This is a genomic window from Aequoribacter fuscus (genome assembly GCF_009910365.1).
Classification (GTDB): domain Bacteria; phylum Pseudomonadota; class Gammaproteobacteria; order Pseudomonadales; family Halieaceae; genus Aequoribacter; species Aequoribacter fuscus.
In genome coordinates, this window is record NZ_CP036423.1 from 1,889,262 (window position 1) to 1,907,575 (window position 18,314).

General features: G+C 52.4%; 13 protein-coding genes and 2 pseudogenes. 5 read left to right on the plus strand and 10 right to left on the minus strand.

Annotated elements, in window-relative coordinates:
- Nucleotides 1-121: 121 nt before the first annotated feature.
- On the minus strand, nucleotides 122-2,650 hold the full coding sequence (locus tag EYZ66_RS08470; RefSeq protein WP_160195644.1) for a membrane-bound PQQ-dependent dehydrogenase, glucose/quinate/shikimate family: 2,529 nt from the start codon (nucleotides 2,648-2,650) through the stop codon (nucleotides 122-124).
- Between the two features lie 371 nt (nucleotides 2,651-3,021).
- Here EYZ66_RS08470 and EYZ66_RS08475 point away from each other — a divergent pair, with 371 nt between their 5' ends.
- Together EYZ66_RS08475 and EYZ66_RS08480 are read left to right on the plus strand one after the other, a co-directional pair.
- Entirely contained in the window at nucleotides 3,022-4,086 is a 1,065-nt protein-coding gene (locus EYZ66_RS08475) for a helix-turn-helix transcriptional regulator (RefSeq protein ID WP_139042614.1), read from the plus strand.
- A gap of 189 nt (nucleotides 4,087-4,275) precedes the next feature.
- Nucleotides 4,276-5,058, plus strand: a complete 783-nt coding sequence (locus tag EYZ66_RS08480; RefSeq protein WP_009577104.1) for an SDR family NAD(P)-dependent oxidoreductase — start codon at nucleotides 4,276-4,278, stop codon at nucleotides 5,056-5,058.
- Nucleotides 5,059-5,268: 210 nt separating this feature from the next.
- Here EYZ66_RS08480 and EYZ66_RS08485 read toward each other — a convergent pair whose 3' ends face one another.
- Both EYZ66_RS08485 and EYZ66_RS08490 read right to left on the minus strand, forming a co-directional pair.
- A complete protein-coding gene (locus EYZ66_RS08485; protein ID WP_009577103.1) occupies nucleotides 5,269-6,246 on the minus strand; it encodes a transketolase family protein in 978 nt (325 codons plus the stop codon).
- Entirely contained in the window at nucleotides 6,243-7,109 is an 867-nt protein-coding gene (locus EYZ66_RS08490) for a transketolase (protein ID WP_009577102.1), read from the minus strand. The genes EYZ66_RS08485 and EYZ66_RS08490 overlap by 4 nt, the downstream gene beginning before the upstream one ends.
- 283 nt (nucleotides 7,110-7,392) lie before the next feature.
- Here EYZ66_RS08490 and EYZ66_RS08495 point away from each other — a divergent pair, with 283 nt between their 5' ends.
- The 3 genes from EYZ66_RS08495 (at nucleotide 7,393) to EYZ66_RS08505 (ending at nucleotide 10,801) form a co-directional block, all read left to right on the plus strand.
- Entirely contained in the window at nucleotides 7,393-8,580 is a 1,188-nt protein-coding gene (locus EYZ66_RS08495; protein WP_009577101.1) for a DUF1214 domain-containing protein, read from the plus strand.
- A gap of 48 nt (nucleotides 8,581-8,628) precedes the next feature.
- Complete coding sequence (locus EYZ66_RS08500; RefSeq protein WP_009577100.1) at nucleotides 8,629-9,462, plus strand: SDR family NAD(P)-dependent oxidoreductase; 834 nt, start codon at nucleotides 8,629-8,631, stop codon at nucleotides 9,460-9,462.
- Between the two features lie 94 nt (nucleotides 9,463-9,556).
- Complete coding sequence (locus tag EYZ66_RS08505) at nucleotides 9,557-10,801, plus strand: sulfotransferase family protein (protein WP_009577099.1); 1,245 nt, start codon at nucleotides 9,557-9,559, stop codon at nucleotides 10,799-10,801.
- 399 nt (nucleotides 10,802-11,200) lie between these two features.
- Here the strand turns inward: EYZ66_RS08505 and acuI are convergent, their stop codons facing one another.
- From acuI to EYZ66_RS08540, 7 genes and pseudogenes are all read right to left on the minus strand, one after another.
- Nucleotides 11,201-12,184, minus strand: coding sequence for an acrylyl-CoA reductase (NADPH) (acuI, locus tag EYZ66_RS08510; protein ID WP_009577098.1), 984 nt, complete (start codon nucleotides 12,182-12,184; stop codon nucleotides 11,201-11,203).
- 263 nt (nucleotides 12,185-12,447) lie between these two features.
- Nucleotides 12,448-13,401 carry an alpha/beta fold hydrolase gene (locus tag EYZ66_RS08515; RefSeq protein ID WP_158027023.1) on the minus strand — a complete coding sequence of 318 codons (954 nt, stop codon included), beginning with the start codon at nucleotides 13,399-13,401 and terminating at the stop codon, nucleotides 12,448-12,450.
- Nucleotides 13,402-13,716: 315 nt separating this feature from the next.
- Nucleotides 13,717-14,724 (minus strand): annotated as a pseudogene (locus EYZ66_RS08520) (IS91 family transposase); the annotation flags it as partial.
- Between the two features lie 206 nt (nucleotides 14,725-14,930).
- Nucleotides 14,931-15,235, minus strand: a pseudogene (locus EYZ66_RS14205) (transposase); the annotation flags it as partial.
- 80 nt (nucleotides 15,236-15,315) lie between these two features.
- Entirely contained in the window at nucleotides 15,316-16,656 is a 1,341-nt protein-coding gene (locus EYZ66_RS08530) for a BatD family protein (protein WP_009576556.1), read from the minus strand.
- Nucleotides 16,653-17,240: a tetratricopeptide repeat protein gene (locus EYZ66_RS08535; RefSeq protein WP_244948412.1), complete on the minus strand. Its 588-nt coding sequence runs from the start codon at nucleotides 17,238-17,240 to the stop codon at nucleotides 16,653-16,655. Before EYZ66_RS08535 ends, EYZ66_RS08530 begins: the two co-directional genes overlap by 4 nt.
- A 101-nt stretch (nucleotides 17,241-17,341) precedes the next feature.
- Nucleotides 17,342-18,313, minus strand: coding sequence for a vWA domain-containing protein (locus EYZ66_RS08540; RefSeq protein WP_009576559.1), 972 nt, complete (start codon nucleotides 18,311-18,313; stop codon nucleotides 17,342-17,344).
- Nucleotide 18,314: the final 1 nt, after the last annotated feature.

Genomic DNA, 18,314 nt, shown 5'->3' on the forward strand with positions numbered 1-18,314 from the left:
TGGGGTAGTGAGTTCTAGCAACTTTACACGAAGGGGTCGGAGTGCACTCCGCCCCCTTCGTTAAGCGAACGTTCAGTACCACCACACACCGCTACGTCGGTCTCAGCACCACCCCATCCCACTAATTCGGTAAGGAGTAAGCAACCAGATAATCACCTATCTGGGTTTGCATATACTGATGCCCGCCTGCCGCAATCACAACGTACTGCTTACCGTCGTCTTCCGATACAAAACTCATCGGGGTCGCTTGGCCGCCCGCCGGTAGTCGCCCTTTCCACAGCTCCTCCCCCGTCGCGACATCAAAAGCACGAAGGTAGCTGTCCTGCGTTGCACCTACAAAAATGAGCCCGCCTTTTGTCAGAATCGAGCCACCCTGCGTGAAGGCACCCGACATGGCAATACCAAATGGAGCGTTGTCCTTAGTGGTTCCCAAAGGCCGCTGCCAAACAAGCTCGCGTGTTTTTAAGTTGATCACGGACATCTTGCCCCAGGGTGGCGCATTGCAAGGGATGCCCAAGGGCGACAGCATCGGGCGCTCGGTTCTAACGCCGTAGGGCGTGCCGATTTGTGGTGAAAGCGGTACGTAGTTTTCATCAAAGAAGATCTGCTCGCCCTCGGGCATCTCTTCGCGCGGCACCAGCTGCACCACCAAGGGCGCATTTGATGAGTTCGTTGCGAGCAGGCCGCGCTCGGGATCAACCGTAATACTGCCCCAGTTCATCACCCCCATGTTACCCGGCCACTGCAAAGAGGCATCGAGCCCTGGGGGCGTAAAGCGACCCTCGTAGCGTAATTTTTTAAATTCAATTCGACACCACAACTGATCCAAAGCAGTAGCGCCCCACATATCCGCCTCGGTCATTTCGGGTGGATTCAAGCTGGGGATACCCACACTCACGGGTTGAGTAGGTGAATAGCGCTCGCCAGGAATATCACCTTTGGGCACCGATTTCTCCTGCACCTCTGCTATGGGCTCTCCGGTTAAACGATTCAGCATGAACAGCTCACCCTGCTTTGTGGGCTGGATGAGAGCAGGAATCAGTTCGCCTGCCACAGGAATATCAAGCAGAGTGGGCTGCGAGGGCACATCGTAGTCCCACAGATCGTGATGCACCGTTTGGAATGACCAAACGACATCTCCGTTTGCCGCATTGAGCGCAACAACCGAGGTTGAGTGTTTATCCTGAGCCTCGGTGCGATGCGCGCCATAGTAATCAGGCGTGGTGTTCCCAGTTGGAACGTAGACCATGCCTAAGTTTTCGTCAGCACTGAATAAACTCCAGGCGTTGGGTGAGCCGCGAGTATACGCTTCGCCGGGCTGCCAGCGACCCGCATCCAAAGGTCGACCGGAATCCCAAGCCCACAGCTGCTCACCCGTCTTAACCGAGTAGCCTCGCACCACGCCCGGCGGCTCATCGACCGACATATTGTCTAATACGAAGCCACCCACCACCGCGACATCACCCACGATCGCCGGCGGAGAAGAGACCAAGTAATAACCCGGTTTAGCCTCGCCCATTCCTTCAAGCAAAGAAACCTGACCGCCTTGACCAAAGCCTTCGCATGGTTCACCCGTTTTGGCATCGAGCGCGATCAGACGGGCATCGAGCGTTGCCGTGATAATTCGGCTGCTACAGGCTTCAGCTGAATCCGAATCCGCGTCTATTGCCGAACCTATGGTTGAGCCAAAAGCCTCAGCTGCAAAGCCGGCGCCGGCGTCGAAGTCCGAAGCAGAGGCCTCGGCTTTGGCCAAGCCAGCATCAGCACCAGCTAATGATACCGATTCGCTTACAGAGGACACGGCGTCTTCATGGTACGAGACGCCTCTGCAGGCAAACATAAAGACCCCTGTGGTATCAATCTTGGGGTCATATACCCACTTAGGCTCGCCCGTCTCAGGATCCAGTGCATGCACGCTGTTATTACCAGCACACACATACAGCGTGTCGCCCACTTTGATTGGCGTAGCCTGAAAAGCGAACGCCGTGGTACCACCCGGATAGGCCTCGGGCGTTACACCGGTTTGGTAGGTCCAGGCGACCTCTAGATCCTTAACGTTGAGCACGTTGATTTGATCGGCGCCAACAAATCGCGTTCCCGCCTGTGTATTGCCGTAATGAGGCCACTGACTTGGATCACTTTCAACCGATGCCGGATTTGCGTCGGTCGACCACATTGAGGGATTCGCCTCGTCGATCGAGCCATTAAGGCTAAAATGCCCATCTATCGAGAAAGCGTAAATCAGAGCGAGGCCGCCCAAACCTAGGGTGCCCCAGGCACTGCTTTGAAGCCTACGACCGCTTTGCTCGAACTGCGCGTCAATGAGCTCCCGAGAAGTCCGAGCCCAAATCACCATCAGCAATAGAATACCAAAGGGCATCGCCAAACGCGGCAGTAACAGCCAAAAGGCGAAACCCACTTCGTACAGGGCCCAAATCAGAGTCAGCGCGCTCAGTGCCGCATAAACTACAATGCCCGAGGCGGACTTTCGCCAAACGAGCCCAGCGCAGGCGAGCATGAGAACACCTGAGCCGAGGTAATATAGAGACCCGCCCAAGCTCGCTAACTGCACTCCACCGTAGGTGAACCAAGCACCCACAACCAATAGACCCAAGGTGAGCAAGCTCCGGAGCACGATTTCTAAATTCATGGCGTTATTCTCGTTTTAGTTGCACTCAGGTTATCGGAGCCTCTTCAGATCAACATCATGCATTTGTAGCAAATCGTCTGCGCACTTTGAGTGGTACCCTTGGGTGCAAACGTCTACTATCTAACCAACGAGAGTTGCACAAAATAAATCGAACCAATGCTGAGCCCATGCTGACATCTACAGGAACCGAACCGCTAAGGCACACAAGGATCAACACACCTGTGCGCCGGAAGGACGGCGTACCCTCGTTAACAAGGACCGGTCTGTTTTTGTTACCCAGTATCGGCCAAAACTAGAGACCACGGCGGATGCCCACTCCGAGCAACCCAACAGTCACACTAAGCGAATTTGCCTCTCTAGCAGCGGCACTCATGCGTGGCCCACTGCAAGACGCTCCATGGAGCGACTTTTTGAAAGCGCTGCGAGAGCAACTATCGCCCTGCATGGTGGTGATCGGCTTGGATCTTCCTCAGCCGGGCGATGCCGGAATTTCATTTATCGAAGGCGGCGAATTTTCCCCTGAAGACAAACTCGGCTTTGCTAACAAACACGCCTCGCTGGATCCACTGCTGGGCCTACCCGAGGGCACACTCGTCTCGCTTGACGATGTCATACCGAGAGAAAAGCTGATCGAAACCGACTTCTACCAAACCTTCATGAAACCGCTACGGCACTCGCAAATCATGGGCTTTGACGTACATCGCAAAGGTAAAATGGCCCTTTATTTGCGAATCATTCGTCATGAAGGCGAACCCGATTTCAGTATCGAAGAGCGAGCGACTGTTGAATTACTGATTCCCTTATTCCATGAACTCGCACATTGGATGGAACACAACCAGCGCCACACCCGTGAACACTCTCTCTACGAACAAGCTTTCTCAACGCTTGCTGTCGGCACCGTAATTTTAGACGATGAACTGAAGATCGTCTTTGCGAACCAAGTGGCCGATCAGCTCCTCGAGGACAACAAAGACATCACCGTGCATTCCAGTAAGTTACGGCTGGCGCGACAGCATGAAAATCAGAATTTACAGAAAGTACTGCAGAGTCTGTTGACCGATGACGGACACGCGGTCCCGCAAGTGATCCCGGTTCAACGAGCGAGCGAGTCCTCGCCGCTTTTCATCACTGCGCACAGGCTTTCTTTGCAAGATCAGCTGGAATCTAAACACCATATCGCGCTCTACATGACCGACCCAGAGCTCCGCCAAATCGATCAGACCCAGCTGGTCATGCAAGCTTTCTCTCTAACCAAACAGGAAGCGCGACTGGTCATCGCTTTGGCCAACGGCGGCACACTTGAAGATTTTTCTTTAGAAACGGGGGTGAGCAAAAACACGGCGCGGTCACATTTATACTCAAGCTTTCGGAAGGTCGGCGTCACCCAGCAGTCCGCCTTGGTGAGCCATGTGATTCGGGCTATTTATGGCCTGTAGCGAAACCCACATAGTTTGCAGCGCAGTGCCTGATGCCTGATGCCTGATGCCTGATGCCTGATGCCTGATGCCTGATGCCTGATGCCTGATGCCTGATGCCTGATAATCTCAGCTCATAAATTTGCATGAGGCTACCGCACCGTTTTACAGACATCATGAACGTTTACTAGAACAATAATAGGAGAACGCATGTATCCTGACCTTAAACACAAAGTCGCTGTTGTCACCGGCGCAGGCAGCGGCATCGGTCGCGCTACGGCACAAGCACTCAGCCGCGAAGGCTGTCGACTGGTTTTAAACGATCAAAATGCCGAAGCCCTAACCGAGACGATAAGCTCACTTCAAGAGCCTCAATCTGCTCAAGCGGTGGTGGGCAGCATCGCAGAATCGAGCACATCCGATAGGCTTGCTATATCGGCCAAAGAGCACTTTGGCAAACTCGATATTTGGATTAATAACGCGGCGATATCGATTTTTGGCCCCCTCGCTGAATGCACCAATGAAGCGTGGGATACCGTGATGGATGTCACCCTTAAAGGCAGCTTTTATGGTGTCCGTACCGCGCTTCAACACATGCTTGCGCAAACCCCCTCGGGCGGCGCTATTGTGAATATTTCCTCGGGAGCGGCGCTGGGCGGTGAAGAAGGCTTGGGCTCGTACGGTGCGGCTAAAGCCGCTTTGGCAAATCTCACAAAAACCACGGCAGTAGAAAACGCCAAGCAAGGCATCCGATGCAACTGCATCTTACCTGGCCCTATTGCCACACCGCCCATGCTGGCGGCCGCGGAATACGCACCCGGCGGCATGCAAGGTTGGGAAGCGCAAACGGTACCGGGGCGTTTTGGTCAGCCCGAAGAAATCGCAAACGCCATTTTATTTTTGGTATCGGATCAAGCGTCCTACATTAATGGCGTATTGCTCAGCGTGGATGGCGCGCAATCAGCGCGAACCAATTCGCCCAAATTTTCCTAAACGGTGCGTCTAACCACTCGGCCTAGCAAAGTTTGTTCACCACACTACAACTCTCTCGCAATGGTGAAACGCACAGGCAAAGGCCTGTCGCTTGTGGCTAGAACGGTTTAGGCGCTCCCATTGAACGCACACCAACTTCGCGACAGGATAAAAAATAGACGCACACCCCAATATCCGCGAGGAGCCCTGCCGGTGTGCGCCTGAGTAAACCTATCGAGAAGGCAGTAGCTCACGCATACGTTGCGCCGTATTCGCAACCGTCAGGCCATAGTGCGCGTAGAGTTCGTCCGGCATACCGACCGTGAGAGTCTCATCCGGCAAACCCAAAATCGAGAAGGGGATTCCCGAACGATTACGCGCCAATACTTCACCCACAGCAGTGCCTAAGCCGCCACTCACGATATGTTCTTCTACGGTGAGGATGGCGCCTGTTTCAGCGGCCGCCGCGCGAATGGCTTCTTCATCTAATGGCTTAAGGCTATATGCATCCAGGACTCGAATCGAGAGACCCTCTTTAGCCAACTCGTCGGCTGCGCCGACTGCCAATTGCGCACCCAAACCGGTACCAATAATAGTGGCGTCACACCCCTCACGAACCAAACCGAAGCGCCCTAACTCGAGTTTGGGCGGCGCCTCATAAACAGGATTTATGTTCGCATCAGTGAGTCGAATGAATACCGGACCATCGGCCTGCTCAGTCAGCTTTAACATGGCCGTTGCCGCGTTATCGTCCGCCGGCGCGAAAACCGTGAGCCCGGGGATCGCTCGAGTTATCGCTATATCCTCTACCGCGTGGTGAGAGGTGCCAAAAAAGCCCATTGCCAAACCACTCCACGCAGAAAGAATACGCACCGGCGTCTTAGTAAAGGCGATATCGGTACGAATCTGCTCGGCGCATTTGATCGCACCAAAAGCGCCCATTTGCAGAACAAACACTTTATACCCGTAACAGGCCATGCCCGCTGCGATCGACATCGCATTGCCTTCGGCGATACCGGCGTCAATAAAACGATCGGGAAAACTTTGTATAAATGGACCGGTAACAGGGCCACCGCCCAAATCAGGCGAGATCAACAAAACATCTTCGTCTTGAGCACCGTAAAAACGAAAGGCTTCGCCTAAGTTGCCGACATAACTGCTTTCGACCGCACCCGCGTTAAAGCTAAAAGGATCACTCATACCGCTCATTGTCCGGCCTCCTCAATTTCTTGCTTGGCTCTAACCAAGTCTTCACCCATCAATGCACCTAAATGCCACTCCCTCGGCGATGCCTCCATAAATGAGATTCCCTTCCCTTTCAGCGTGCGCGCTACCACACAGAAAGGTTTACCCGGGCTCTCAGATGCCTGCTTAAAGGCCTGCATGAGTGCTGCGGTATCATGGCCATCGACCTCGACACAATGCCAGCCAAAACTGCTGAAACGATCGACCAAGGGCTCGATGCTCATAACCGACTCGGTCGGACCATCTGCACAAGATCCGTTGGCATCCACAATAGCCACAAGGTTATCCGCTTTATAGTGACCGGCCGCCATCGCGGCCTCCCAAACCTGCCCCTCGTGGATTTCGCCATCACCTAGCAAGACGTACATACGATGATCAAATCCGCGTCGCTTTGCTGCCAGAGCCATCCCCAAACCGACCGATAGATTGTGTCCAAGGGAGCCAGAGCTAAAGTCCACCCCCGGAGCACGATGCATATCCGGATGATCGGTCAATTTACTGTCGAGACTGCCGAATGTTTTCAGCCAATCGGCTGGAAAGAAGCCAAGTTCCGCAAAGAGTGGCCACAGGGCTACAGCCACGTGTCCTTTGCCGAGCAAGAAACGGTCACGATCAGCCCACGCTGGGTCGCCTGCACGCAACCGCAGCACGTGTTTATACAGCGTTGCTAAGATTTCGGCGCAGGATAAGCTGCTGGAATAGTGGCCCATTGGGGCGTGGCTGATCACATCCAGTATTTCAAGCCTGAGCTGCTTGGCTCGTGCCGCGAGTTCAGCGGCGCTGGTGTCACGAAAGCGTTCGAGCGTGACGATACTCGGGGTAGTCATTAACCTGTTTCTCCTTAGGCACTCAGCTAAATAGGTTCGAAGAGTGCGTTTTTATTGTTTTCTTACAAAGGAATAGGATTGCACTCCGACCCCTTCGTTATCAACTTACCTTTACACGTTACCTAAAATCGCTTCTGCAAAACTCCTGCGTTTGTACGAGTCATCTCGTCAAAGGCACTGCTATTCTGATATCGTCAAAAACAAAAGCACGATTACGTGCACTCGGTTACAACCCGTTTAAACCGAGACCCGAAGCACCGAAAGACAATAAAAAGGAATCCATATGAGCGCATCTACGTCTCAAGATACCGAACTCGCTCGAGCCTGGGATCAGTTCTGTGATCAGCTCAAAGAGGCCGGCAAGATACCTTTTCGAGAAGGCGTGCCAGCAGGTGACTTGAGCCGCGTAGCGGGCTTTCGCTGCCTCGTTCAAAATATCGGCTTGGGCGTACAGTTCTACCTAGAGAACGATGACCCGTTGCACCCGGAACTCTTGCATTACTTCGACCCCATTCGTAAGCAGGGGGGCGACAACCCCGACGCGGTATACGTCGGTGGGCCCATTAACGGCACCGATACTTACCGAATCCATGGCAATCGCGGCTCAGCAAAATACTTCGCGGTTACCGCGGTTGAGACCGGCGATACACCCTGGGGCGGCGGTGTTGCGAGTACGCTGTTTGGCCAAGATATGAAGGTCGATGAAGACGGCAACTTCGAAATCATTTGCAGCCCAGAGCCGCACCCCGGCAACTGGTTAAAAACCACCCCCAATACCTTTCGGGTCACCTTCCGGCAGTTCTTTGCGGATTGGGAAAACGAGCGCCCCATGCACGCGGCGATCGACCGTATTTCGCCCATGGTTGCGCCCAAACCCGTAATGGATGCCGATCGACTGAGCAAAGGTTTAGACGCCGTGTCGCGCTGGGTTGGTGTTTCGCTGAACTACTGGGCCGATATGATCGAAAAGTGGAAAGCACAGCCCAACCGGTTTTTGTCTTACCGCCAACTCGACGATAACAAGATCGACGCGACGCCGGGCGGCGAGCCCCTGATCATGTATTGGCAGTTACCTGCCGATGAGGCCATTGTGATTCGCGTAAAACCACCTGAGGCAGTCTACTGGGCGGTGGAGTTTGGCAACTACTGGTGGTGCTCCATGGATTACCGCAGCATTTTGAGCAATACCAACTGCCACTATGCTCTGCTCGAGGACGACGGCGAACTCATTGTGGTTGTGGCTCACCAAGATACGGGGCACGCCAATTGGCTTGATCCCGCGGGATTTAGCGAGGGCTATGTCACCATTCGCTGGATGCAGGCGGATCACTACCCGACGCCCATCGCAACACAACTTAAACTGACCGAACTGGGGAACCTGTTACCTCAGGCTAAAAAATTGACACAGGAAGAGCGAGTCGAGCAGATCGCAACGCGGCGCCGGGGTGTCGTTCAGCGCTTTGGCATTTGATTTACGAGTACACACAAACACAGTAAGTATAAAAACGAGGAGTAAATTATGGATCTAGGACTACAAGGCAAAACCGCAGTGATCACCGGGGGCAGCGGCGGCATAGGCCGAGGCTTAGTGCTTGAATTCGCCCGCGAGGGCTTGAATGTCGTAAGCGCTTCGCGCGATGCGGCGACCGGTGAAAAACTGGCGGCCATTGCCGAAGAGCAAGGTTTCGCGGGTAAGATCCTCGCCGTTGCGACCGACGTGACCGATCGCAAAAGTGTCGATGCCATGATCGCCAAAACGCACGAGGCTTTCGGCTTAGTAGACGTGCTTGTTAATAACGCAGGCGGAGTCGCTATCCCATCGGATTTTGAAGCCATGACAGCGGAAAGCCGCGATTGGGAAAAAGCCCTTAACATCGACGGCGTTGTGAACTGTTGTCAAGCCGTTGCTGAAGACATGCTGTCCCGCCAAACCGGCAGCGTAATCAACATATCCTCGAATTCATCGCTCTTGGGCGAAGCCGCTGCCAACATCGTGCACTACGGTGGTGTTAAAGGGTTCGTAAACAGCTTCAGCAAAGGGCTCGCTTGGGAATGGGCGCGTAAAGGCGTGCGCGTCAACAACATCTGCCCGGGCTGGATTGTACCGCGCGACGAGACAGAAGTCGGCGAGGGCAGCTTCTGGAACCGCTTTGGCTTTGACATGATGGGTCGTCCAAACGAAATGGACCAAGCATTGCAAGACGGCACGCTGTACAACATGAGCAGCCTACCTATTCCAAAACTGGGCCGCCCAGAAGACATCGCTTGGCTAGCCTTGTTCCTTGCGTCAGAGCGTTCCGGCTACATTACCGGCCAGATGATCTCGGTGAGCGGCGGTGCGTGGATGCCCTAGTGAGCAATCTTTGCCACTTATGTTATAGACCCAACCGGCATGCAGGTAGATAAACATCGACCTGCACTACCACCGACCCACAAGGAGACACAAAATGAGTAACTGGACGCCACCAGAGCGCCCCGAGTGGGTCGCGAAAGTCATTGAAGAAGGCGAGCACATGGATATTAAGCGGGTGGTTCCGCTGAATCCAGACGAACTCATGGCCACCGCGATCGAGGCAACCGGCTTTAGCGACTTTGGTGCCGATTATTGGCTCGAGGGATTTCATGTCTTTATCGACGCCCTCGAGAATGAGGCTGAACTGCACTTGCTTGGGCGCCTTATGGCGCGTTCGGACATACTGAATTGGCTGCAAGCAAGATTGGGGATAGAAGCAGCTTACGCTCAGCACCCGGAAATCGAAGATGAAGTGATCGATAGCCCCGTCGTGGTAACCGGCCTACCTCGTGCCGGCACCTCCATCCTGTTCGAACTACTGGCGCAGGATACCCAGTTCGGTTCGCCGCGCAACTGGGAGATCGTGTTTCCCTACCCCCCTCCTGAAACAGCGACCTACCATACGGATCCCAGAATCGAGCAGTGTGAACAACTGGTCACCCAGTGGAATCGGGTGACGCCTACATTCGCGGCGATGCACGAACTAGGAGCAGAGATTCCAAACGAATGTATCGTAGCCATGAGCTACACTTTCTTAACCGAGAATTTGCCGGGGCAGTACCAAATACCAAGCTACAACGCCTGGTACTACCAGCAGGATTTACGCCCAGCTTATGCCGATTACAAGCGTATGCTTAAGCTTTTACAGTGGAAAAACCCGCGCAAACACTGGCTCTTGAAAGCACCATCGCACTTGGGCAACCTGCCTGTCGTGTTTGATACCTTCCCCGATGCCCGGGTCGTTATCACTCACCGAGACCCCATTGTCGCACAGGCGTCGGTCACAAATTTGCTGGGAACGCTCTACTGGATGCGCAGTAGCCAAGCGTTTGATGCGGGCGCCTTCGAGAACCTGATGACACCAGAGGCGGGCGCTGCGAGACTTAACGGTGTGGTCGATTTACTTGAAGGCGGCACCGTACCTACCCCTCAGATTCACCACTTTTTATACGCCGATTTGGTCAGCACCCCCGCCGAGGCGTTGACGCGTTTGTATCAAGAATTCGGTGAGCCCATTACCGCGGATGCGCTGACGGCGATGCAGAGCTACTTGGAACACAAGCCCCAGGGTAAGTTCGGTAAGCACAACTACTCGATTGGGGAGCAGCAAGAGATCGAGCGAAAGCGCGGCCTTTATCAGCGCTACCAATCCTACTTTGGAATCCCGAACGAGTTTTGATGAATAAACAAATGGGGCGAAGTACGACACAGGAGTCGGAGTGCACTCCGTCTCCATCGTTGTGCTAGCGCGAGTTACACCTGCAACTCACTCCAGAGAATATACGAGCCCAGGAAAGGCTAATTAGAATATCGGGCTGAACAACACCGCTTTTCGACCGATGGAGCTCGACTTTGAACACAGGGGTCGGAGTGCACTCCGACCCCATCGATCCGATCGAGCTTTAAACAATGAGCAGGCGTCGAACAAATGGGCGGACTAGACTCCACCCACGATGTTCGCGACCCTTTAGTTCTGATCTCATTTTTTCAAGCAGTTATAGTGTGAAACGGGCAGCCCTGAAGAGCGGCAAGACACCACTAACCATTCACATCCACCACTAGCGATTCACATCCACTACTACCGATTTACATCCACCACAACCCGACCTTTGATCTTGCCTTGCAAGATATCCTCGCCGGCTTTAACGGCATCGGCTAAACCGATTTCAGTAGCAATGGAATCAAAGACGGTAGCATCGAGATCGCGCGCTAGACGCTCCCATGCCTTCATGCGAATCGGTTTAGGCGCCATCACACTATCGACACCTAGCAAAGCGACGCCGCGCAAAATGAACGGCATGACCGTTGCCGGTAGATCGGCGCCCTGTGCCAAACCACAGGCGGCAACCGCGCCGCGATATTGAGTGGAGGCCAATGCGTTAACAAGTGTATGACTACCAACCGCGTCGACCACGCCTGCCCAGCGCTCTTTTTGTAAGGGGCGGCCCTTTTCAATAAGCTCTGCACGGTCGATCACCGCGCTGGCACCAAGTGATTTCAGGTAAGCCTCCTCGCTTAATTTACCCGTCGCAGCGACCACCGAAAAACCCGCAGCGGCTAACAGACATACAGCAAAACTGCCAACACCACCTGTGGCGCCGGTGACTAAGATCTCGCCCTGATCTGGGGTTATGCCGTAATCGACCAGCGCATCAACACACAAAGCTGCTGTGTATCCACCCGTACCAATAGTCATCGCTTGCTTGGTCGTAAAAGCCGACGGCAAAGGAATCAACCATTCGCTGTTGAGTCGCGCTTTTTGTGCAAGGCCACCCCAATGGCCCTCGCCTACGCCCCAGCCATTCAACACGACCCGATCGCCCACTTTAAAATCGGCGCTGTCGCTGGCCGTCACACGCCCCGCAAGATCAATTCCCGGAACCATGGGGAAAGATCGCACAACGGGCGATGCGCCGGTAATGGCCAGTCCGTCTTTAAAGTTGATCGTGGAGTACTCGACGTCAATTGATACATCACCGTCGGGTAGTTGCGTGTCTTCTATCTGCTGAACAGCAACCGTTTGTCCTTCATCGGTTTTATTAATTACGATCCCTGAAAACATAGCAAAGGCCTTTTAATTGCGTTGATGAGTAGTTCCGGCTCAGTTTATCACCATACGTCATCGGATTGGCTTGAAAACGAGAAGAACCTAGGAAAGGTACAAAGGAGTGAGTCAAAGAGCGACAGCGCACTCAAACAAGAGTGTGAGAGCGCACTCCCGAACCAGCGGTAGGATTAAAGTGACGCCGGGGTCGGAGTGGACTCCGAGCCCCTCGTCTCTAGACCAATGCGTATTGCGAACGACACAACACCACAAGTTCTCAGTTAGTGAGATTGATCACACGTCGTCTCAATTTCAATTCCGAGAAAACGATCCTGCACAAAATTAAGCACATCTGCGGTGGCACCCGGCACGACACCCCTATGATCTAAATCCGGATAAAACTTCGAAACAACGGCGGTTCCTGCCTCGCACATTTTGTTAATCAACATCCTTTGCATCTTCGGCGGCGTATCTCGATCAAGCCCGCCCGTTCCTACAAATATGGGAACATCGAGAGCAAACTTGGGATACGACATCGCCTCAAAACTTTTGAATAAAGCTTGCCTCGGCGACTCATCAAAAGATTCCGAATAAGTGAGGGCTGCCTCCGTCACGAGCTCTTTCATTTCTCGGTAACAGAGATCATCGACCCGCGCGGCGATAGGCATGGCTTTCTCAGACACGTACGCTGACATTGAAAATTCAGCATCAAGTTGCTCTGTTAGGGTCATTGCAAAGAAAGAATACCCAAGCAGAGGATCCGGCTTGCTGGGATTCCTTAAGCGCTCCATTGCCTCAAAAATAGCAGGTACAAAAAACGGGACTCCCGTTGCGACCACACCGATGACGCTGAGCTCCGGTGCGTAGGTCGAGGCATAGCCAGCGGAAGCTACAGCGGCACCGGCGCCCTGAGACTGACCTATCAGAATCACGTCGTTTGAAACGGAAAAAGGTGCCCGCTGAGCGGCTCTGATGATATCCAAGTTACTGTATGCCGCCGATCTTGATGCGAGGTAAGGGTGCGTGCCTTCTGTCCCAAGCCCCTGGTAATCCGATGCCACGATGGCAAAGCCGTGTGTCAGAAAATGATTCAAGTAAGCTTCATCCTGCGCTTGTCGCCCATCCCATGAGGGCGCGCAAGAATCGGCAATCCCAACGGTACCGTGTGTCCAAGCCAGTAGAGGCCACCCACTGGCTGGTGGCTCACCTTTAGGCAGATATAGAGCACCAGACACAGGAACAATTCGGTCATTCGATATTCCATCTGTGGAGGTATAGAGCAAGCGTAGATTCGAACCCGCTTGGCTCAGAGACTGCTGTGAGTATAGGAAGAATAAACGCCGTTTTTCTCCAAGTCCAGCCACTGTAGACCGCGAATGACGGCCTGCTTTGCCAGTGGGTGATTCTGAATCCGGCCCGTGTAGCCATCGATCCCGCCGAAAATTCACCCGTTTTTCCCGACAGCCGGGGCCAACCCAAGCCGCCGGCATAACGCATCCCTGCCGCGGCTGAATTACCGCAGCATCGTGATCGGAATCGTTTGGGACGGGTCAGGTAAACAGACCCGGCGACAGGCCAGCCGGTGGTGCCCGGCTCTCGGGCAACGGGCTGGACTCGTTGGTTTCGGCTTTTTGCTTCAGATGGTCGAGGATCTGCTTGATCACTACCGGATCTTCAATACAGGCAATCACCTTCATGGCACCGCCGCATTCGCTGCAAGTCTCGATGTCGATTTGGAATACACGCTTGAGCCGCTGTGCCCATTTCATCGACGCTCGCCGCCCAGCGGGTGTTGGCGGCTCATCCGATACCTTGACCTTTTTGCTCCCCTTGCCCCTCATGGCAGGTGTAACCAGGGCGCGGTGCTTGCTGTTGGGCGCAAACACCCCATGAAACCGGGTAAGGTTCACACGTGGCTTCGGCACCAACGCCGACAGTCTTGCGATGAAGTCCAGCGGCTCAAAGATCACATGCGTGGTGCCGTCCCGGTACGGCGTCTTGAGCTGGTAGCGCACGTTGCCATTCTTCGTGAGCGACAGCCGTTTCTCAGACACCGCCGGGCGGCTGATGTAGTGGCACAGCCGTTCGAGTTTGCTGCGCTCATGGGCCTTGGCCGCTACGCCGGCATGTAGCGAGAAACCGGCAACCTTACCGGGCATGTCACCAAACTGATCTTCCGGGTCGCAGGCGGGCAGTGTCTGCAGGGTGAACACCTTGCGCCCTGCCTGTGGCCCCACGGCGATGCGATACGTGATGGAATGCCCCAGCAGTGGAGTCATCGCATCTTCATCCACCGCATCCAAGGCCAGGTAACTGTTTTCAGCATCCCGCTCCAGTAGGCCTTGCCGCTCCAAATAGCGGCCGACCCGATGGGCGATGGTGTGCGCCAGTTGGGTGAGTTCGGCGCTGGTCGGCGCCCTGACCCAGAGGAACCGGGCTGTTCCATTGGGACGCTCAACGTACACGCCATCGAGGAACAGCATGTGAAAGTGAATGTTGAGGTTCAGTGCACTGCCGAAGCGCTGGATCAGGGTGACGGCACCGGTCTTGGCCGCTTGCTACATTTTTCACCTGCATCGAGTAAGTCGCGATGAATCCATGGGTTGCCATAGGTGCCACCACTGGCCATATAAGATTCTTTAATGAGCTTCATCAATCGCTGACCTTCTAGTGCCCTGTTAGAAAGCGGTTGATGCAGCCAAGCATAAAAACCACTGCGATGCAGTTTAAACACGCGGCACATACTCACCACAGAAAACTCATCGCGGTGATCACGAATGAAGGCGTACTTTACTCGGGGTTGTTGGCAAAGTACTTTGCGGCCTTTTTTAGAATGTCGCGCTCCTCTGTGACTCGATTAAGCTCAGCTTTGAGCCTAGCAATCTCTGCCTGATCGTCGGATGACTTTATTTCTTTTGGGCTGCCGTGGAAGTCGGTACGCCATTGATAAAGCGTCTTTGTACAAACGCCGAGTCGCTCCGCGACTTCGGCTACACTGTAGCCGCGCTCAATAACCTGTTTAACCGCCTCTTTTTTAAACTCTTCTGTATATCGTTTGCCTTTGCTCATAAACACCTCTGGTTGAGTTACATTTTAACTCTTTTAGGTGTCTAGCAAGGGCTGGGAAGTCCAATGCCATGGTTTGCATTTCAGTTATTAACCGACGGGATTCGAGTGGACTCTGGATTTAACTGAAGTGACACCTCACAATCCATATTATTTTTAGTTACATCAGTCACTTTCCATAGCATCTTAAGCTCATTCACCTCTGGCGCTTTTCCAACACCATAAGCATGCGCTAGAAGAGCAGCTGAAACCCTACTCAATTCTTGATCATGCGCGCAGGCCATCTCTAATTGCCATTGTGAATAATCAGACATACGCTCATATAATAGGTTTAAGCACTGCTGAGTATTTTGTTCAGAGGCGGCACGCATATAGCCTGCTTTTAGCTGACGCTTTTGCTTTGCTAGATCTAGTCTGTTTCTAATTGATATAAAACTAGGTAATTGAATTAGCTTTCGAATCACAAAGAAGCTCAAGGCCAATGCAAGTATCCCAATGCCTGTGTATAGAAAAAGCCATTTATTCTCTTTAAACGAAGGCTTTAATGAAATTTGGCTACCTAAACTCAAACCTGATACTTCAAATTCACGCCCCGGCAATTCTATTGTTTCAACTGAGTTGGTATCTAGATCGAGCCAAAAGAGTTGATCATCTGGAATAGTGAATGAACCTGCGGTGTTAAAAGTAATGACTGTCTTTTCTTCTCGAATACCCTGTATTGATCCTCTAACCGTTTTGTCGTTCACCTTTGCCGGTGCTTGGTATACCTGAAGCCCGTCAAGCTTAATCTCAGGGGAGTCTGGTATCGACATAGCTGGGGCTGAATCAATCGTGAAGCGCCTAATACGGGTGACGGCATCACCGACCTGATACTCTTCAAGCTCGCCTTCCCAAGATTCATCCACCGTAAAATCCGTCGATGCGACCCAATAATCCAAAGCCTCTGATCCTGGTGGTGCTTGTATTTCAAGCTCTGGTGCCTCTAGCGTAATTTCTCCTTCGATCACACCATGCATTTCAGTATCGACAGAAATAAAAACCGTTAGAGGGGGAGTCTGCAGACGGCCTGTTTTTTGGGCATAGAGGTAAAAACTCCAACTTTGAAACGACCAGGTATCGCCATCTCGTCGCCTTGAATCATTAAAAGCAAAACTTGAGGTTGGGCGCACTAAAGTTTCAGCCACAATGAAATCATGTACCTTAGTGCCACGCTTAAACCAACGATCAGTACCGACTTCGACCGAGATTTCAATCGGTGCTTTCTGATACAGCGGTGGTTTTTTTTCAATAACAAGCTGCGCCTCTAACTCACCTGCTGAGATAAGATCTTCAATGGTTTTGATTTCTATTGATTCTGTTGCCTGCGCAAATTGAACACTTAGTGAAAGCAGCATGAGCCATAACAAACGAATGGATTTATTCATTGCGAGCCCTCTTCTTTTGCTTCCTTTCCTTCTTTTTCGTCTTGCTCAAGCTGAAGATAAAATTTAGTACTTAGAAATTCAGAAGGATCACGTTGTATTTGTCTAAGCCACATATCGGTTAGATTGGGGTCTTGCAATAACTCATCGGCACTGAGTTGCTCTACCTCCATGCTTTGACGTTCACTACCTTCAGAAGATTTTGGTCCCTCATCGGTTTTTGGATTAAGCTCACCTCTTTCACTAGCTTGGCTTTCCGACAAGCGCTGATTATCTTTAATCAGCTGCTCAATAATTGGCAGATTAACTTTCAGCGCAGGGTGGTCTGGGTAGTGTTTCGCCAATTCTTGGTAAGCACGCCTTGCAGGTATGTATTCGCGCTGATGAGCTAATGCATTGGCTCGAGTTAACAAAGACTGTGCATCTTTAAAGCGTGAAAAATAATTAGCTGCTTCGTCAAAGTCTTCAGCGGCATATAAACTAAAGCCCTGCCATCTAGGGTTTTCAAAAGTTCGAGCAGCACGTTGATAATCACCCAACTCGAACCATAGCCGCCCTTGTTGATCTGGGGTTAGCCATAAATTCACAAAGGATTGCGTGTCGGTAAACGCCCAAACTAACACTGAGGCTATAAACACGGCCGATATACGCCTGCTTTTGCTTACATCTTTTATACGCTTCGCATGCTTCACCATTTCAGCGACCAGCCCTGTCTAAACCACAATAAGAACAGCAACATAATAGGTCCAACAAAGTAATAGCCTGAATCTATCCATGGTCTTGAACTGTCTTCACTAAGTTCATAATGTCGATTAATACGGCTAAGAATTTGTTTAACATCGTCATCGCTAGCGCTTACTCGCTGGTAGGAGCCAGCAGCGGCACTGGCCAGTTTTTTCAATTCTGCTTCTTGAAGTGGCAAAGCAGAATTTTCAAGCCCTCGTTCCGCATCCTTATTCATTTCATCTACGGTTTTACCCATACCCCAAACAATCACTTGCATACCTGATGCTTTACCCAATTCCTTAAATGCATCGATGGAAGCTTGCGAGGCCCCATCAGTAACGATCAATAATGTTGCTGAATTTTGATCTTTTCCTTTTGTAAGCAATTTTCGAACAATAGGTAGGTTCAACTCAGGTGACTTGCCCTCTTTAGGTAACATACCCACGTATAAAGCATCTAAATAATGCAGTAGCAGATTTCTATCATCCGATAACGGTAATACCATATGGCCAGAACCTGCATAGGCAAGCAAGGCTGTATAAGCATCCCCTCTAGCTTTAGCTAACTCTAAGACTTTACTTCTTGCTCTTTGCATTCTATCAGGCTGAAGGTCCTCACTGCTCATGGAGTCACTTAAGTCCATCGCAATCACAAGCGCGGCAGAGTCTACGGCAAAGGGCGACTCACCCCGTGACCAACTCGGGCCTGCCAGAGCGATAACTAATAGGGGAATCACCAAGGCCGAAACCCACAAAGGAGAGAACAAGCGGCGCTGACTACCGCGCACGATCATTTTTGGCAGCAGATGCGGTGCAATAACCGCCTGCCATTGACGAGCATAATCACCTGTACGCCATTGCAGATAAGTGATTGCCGCAAAAGGGATCAATAATAAAAACCATTCAGGTCTTAGAAAGTGAAAGTTTGCAAGCACG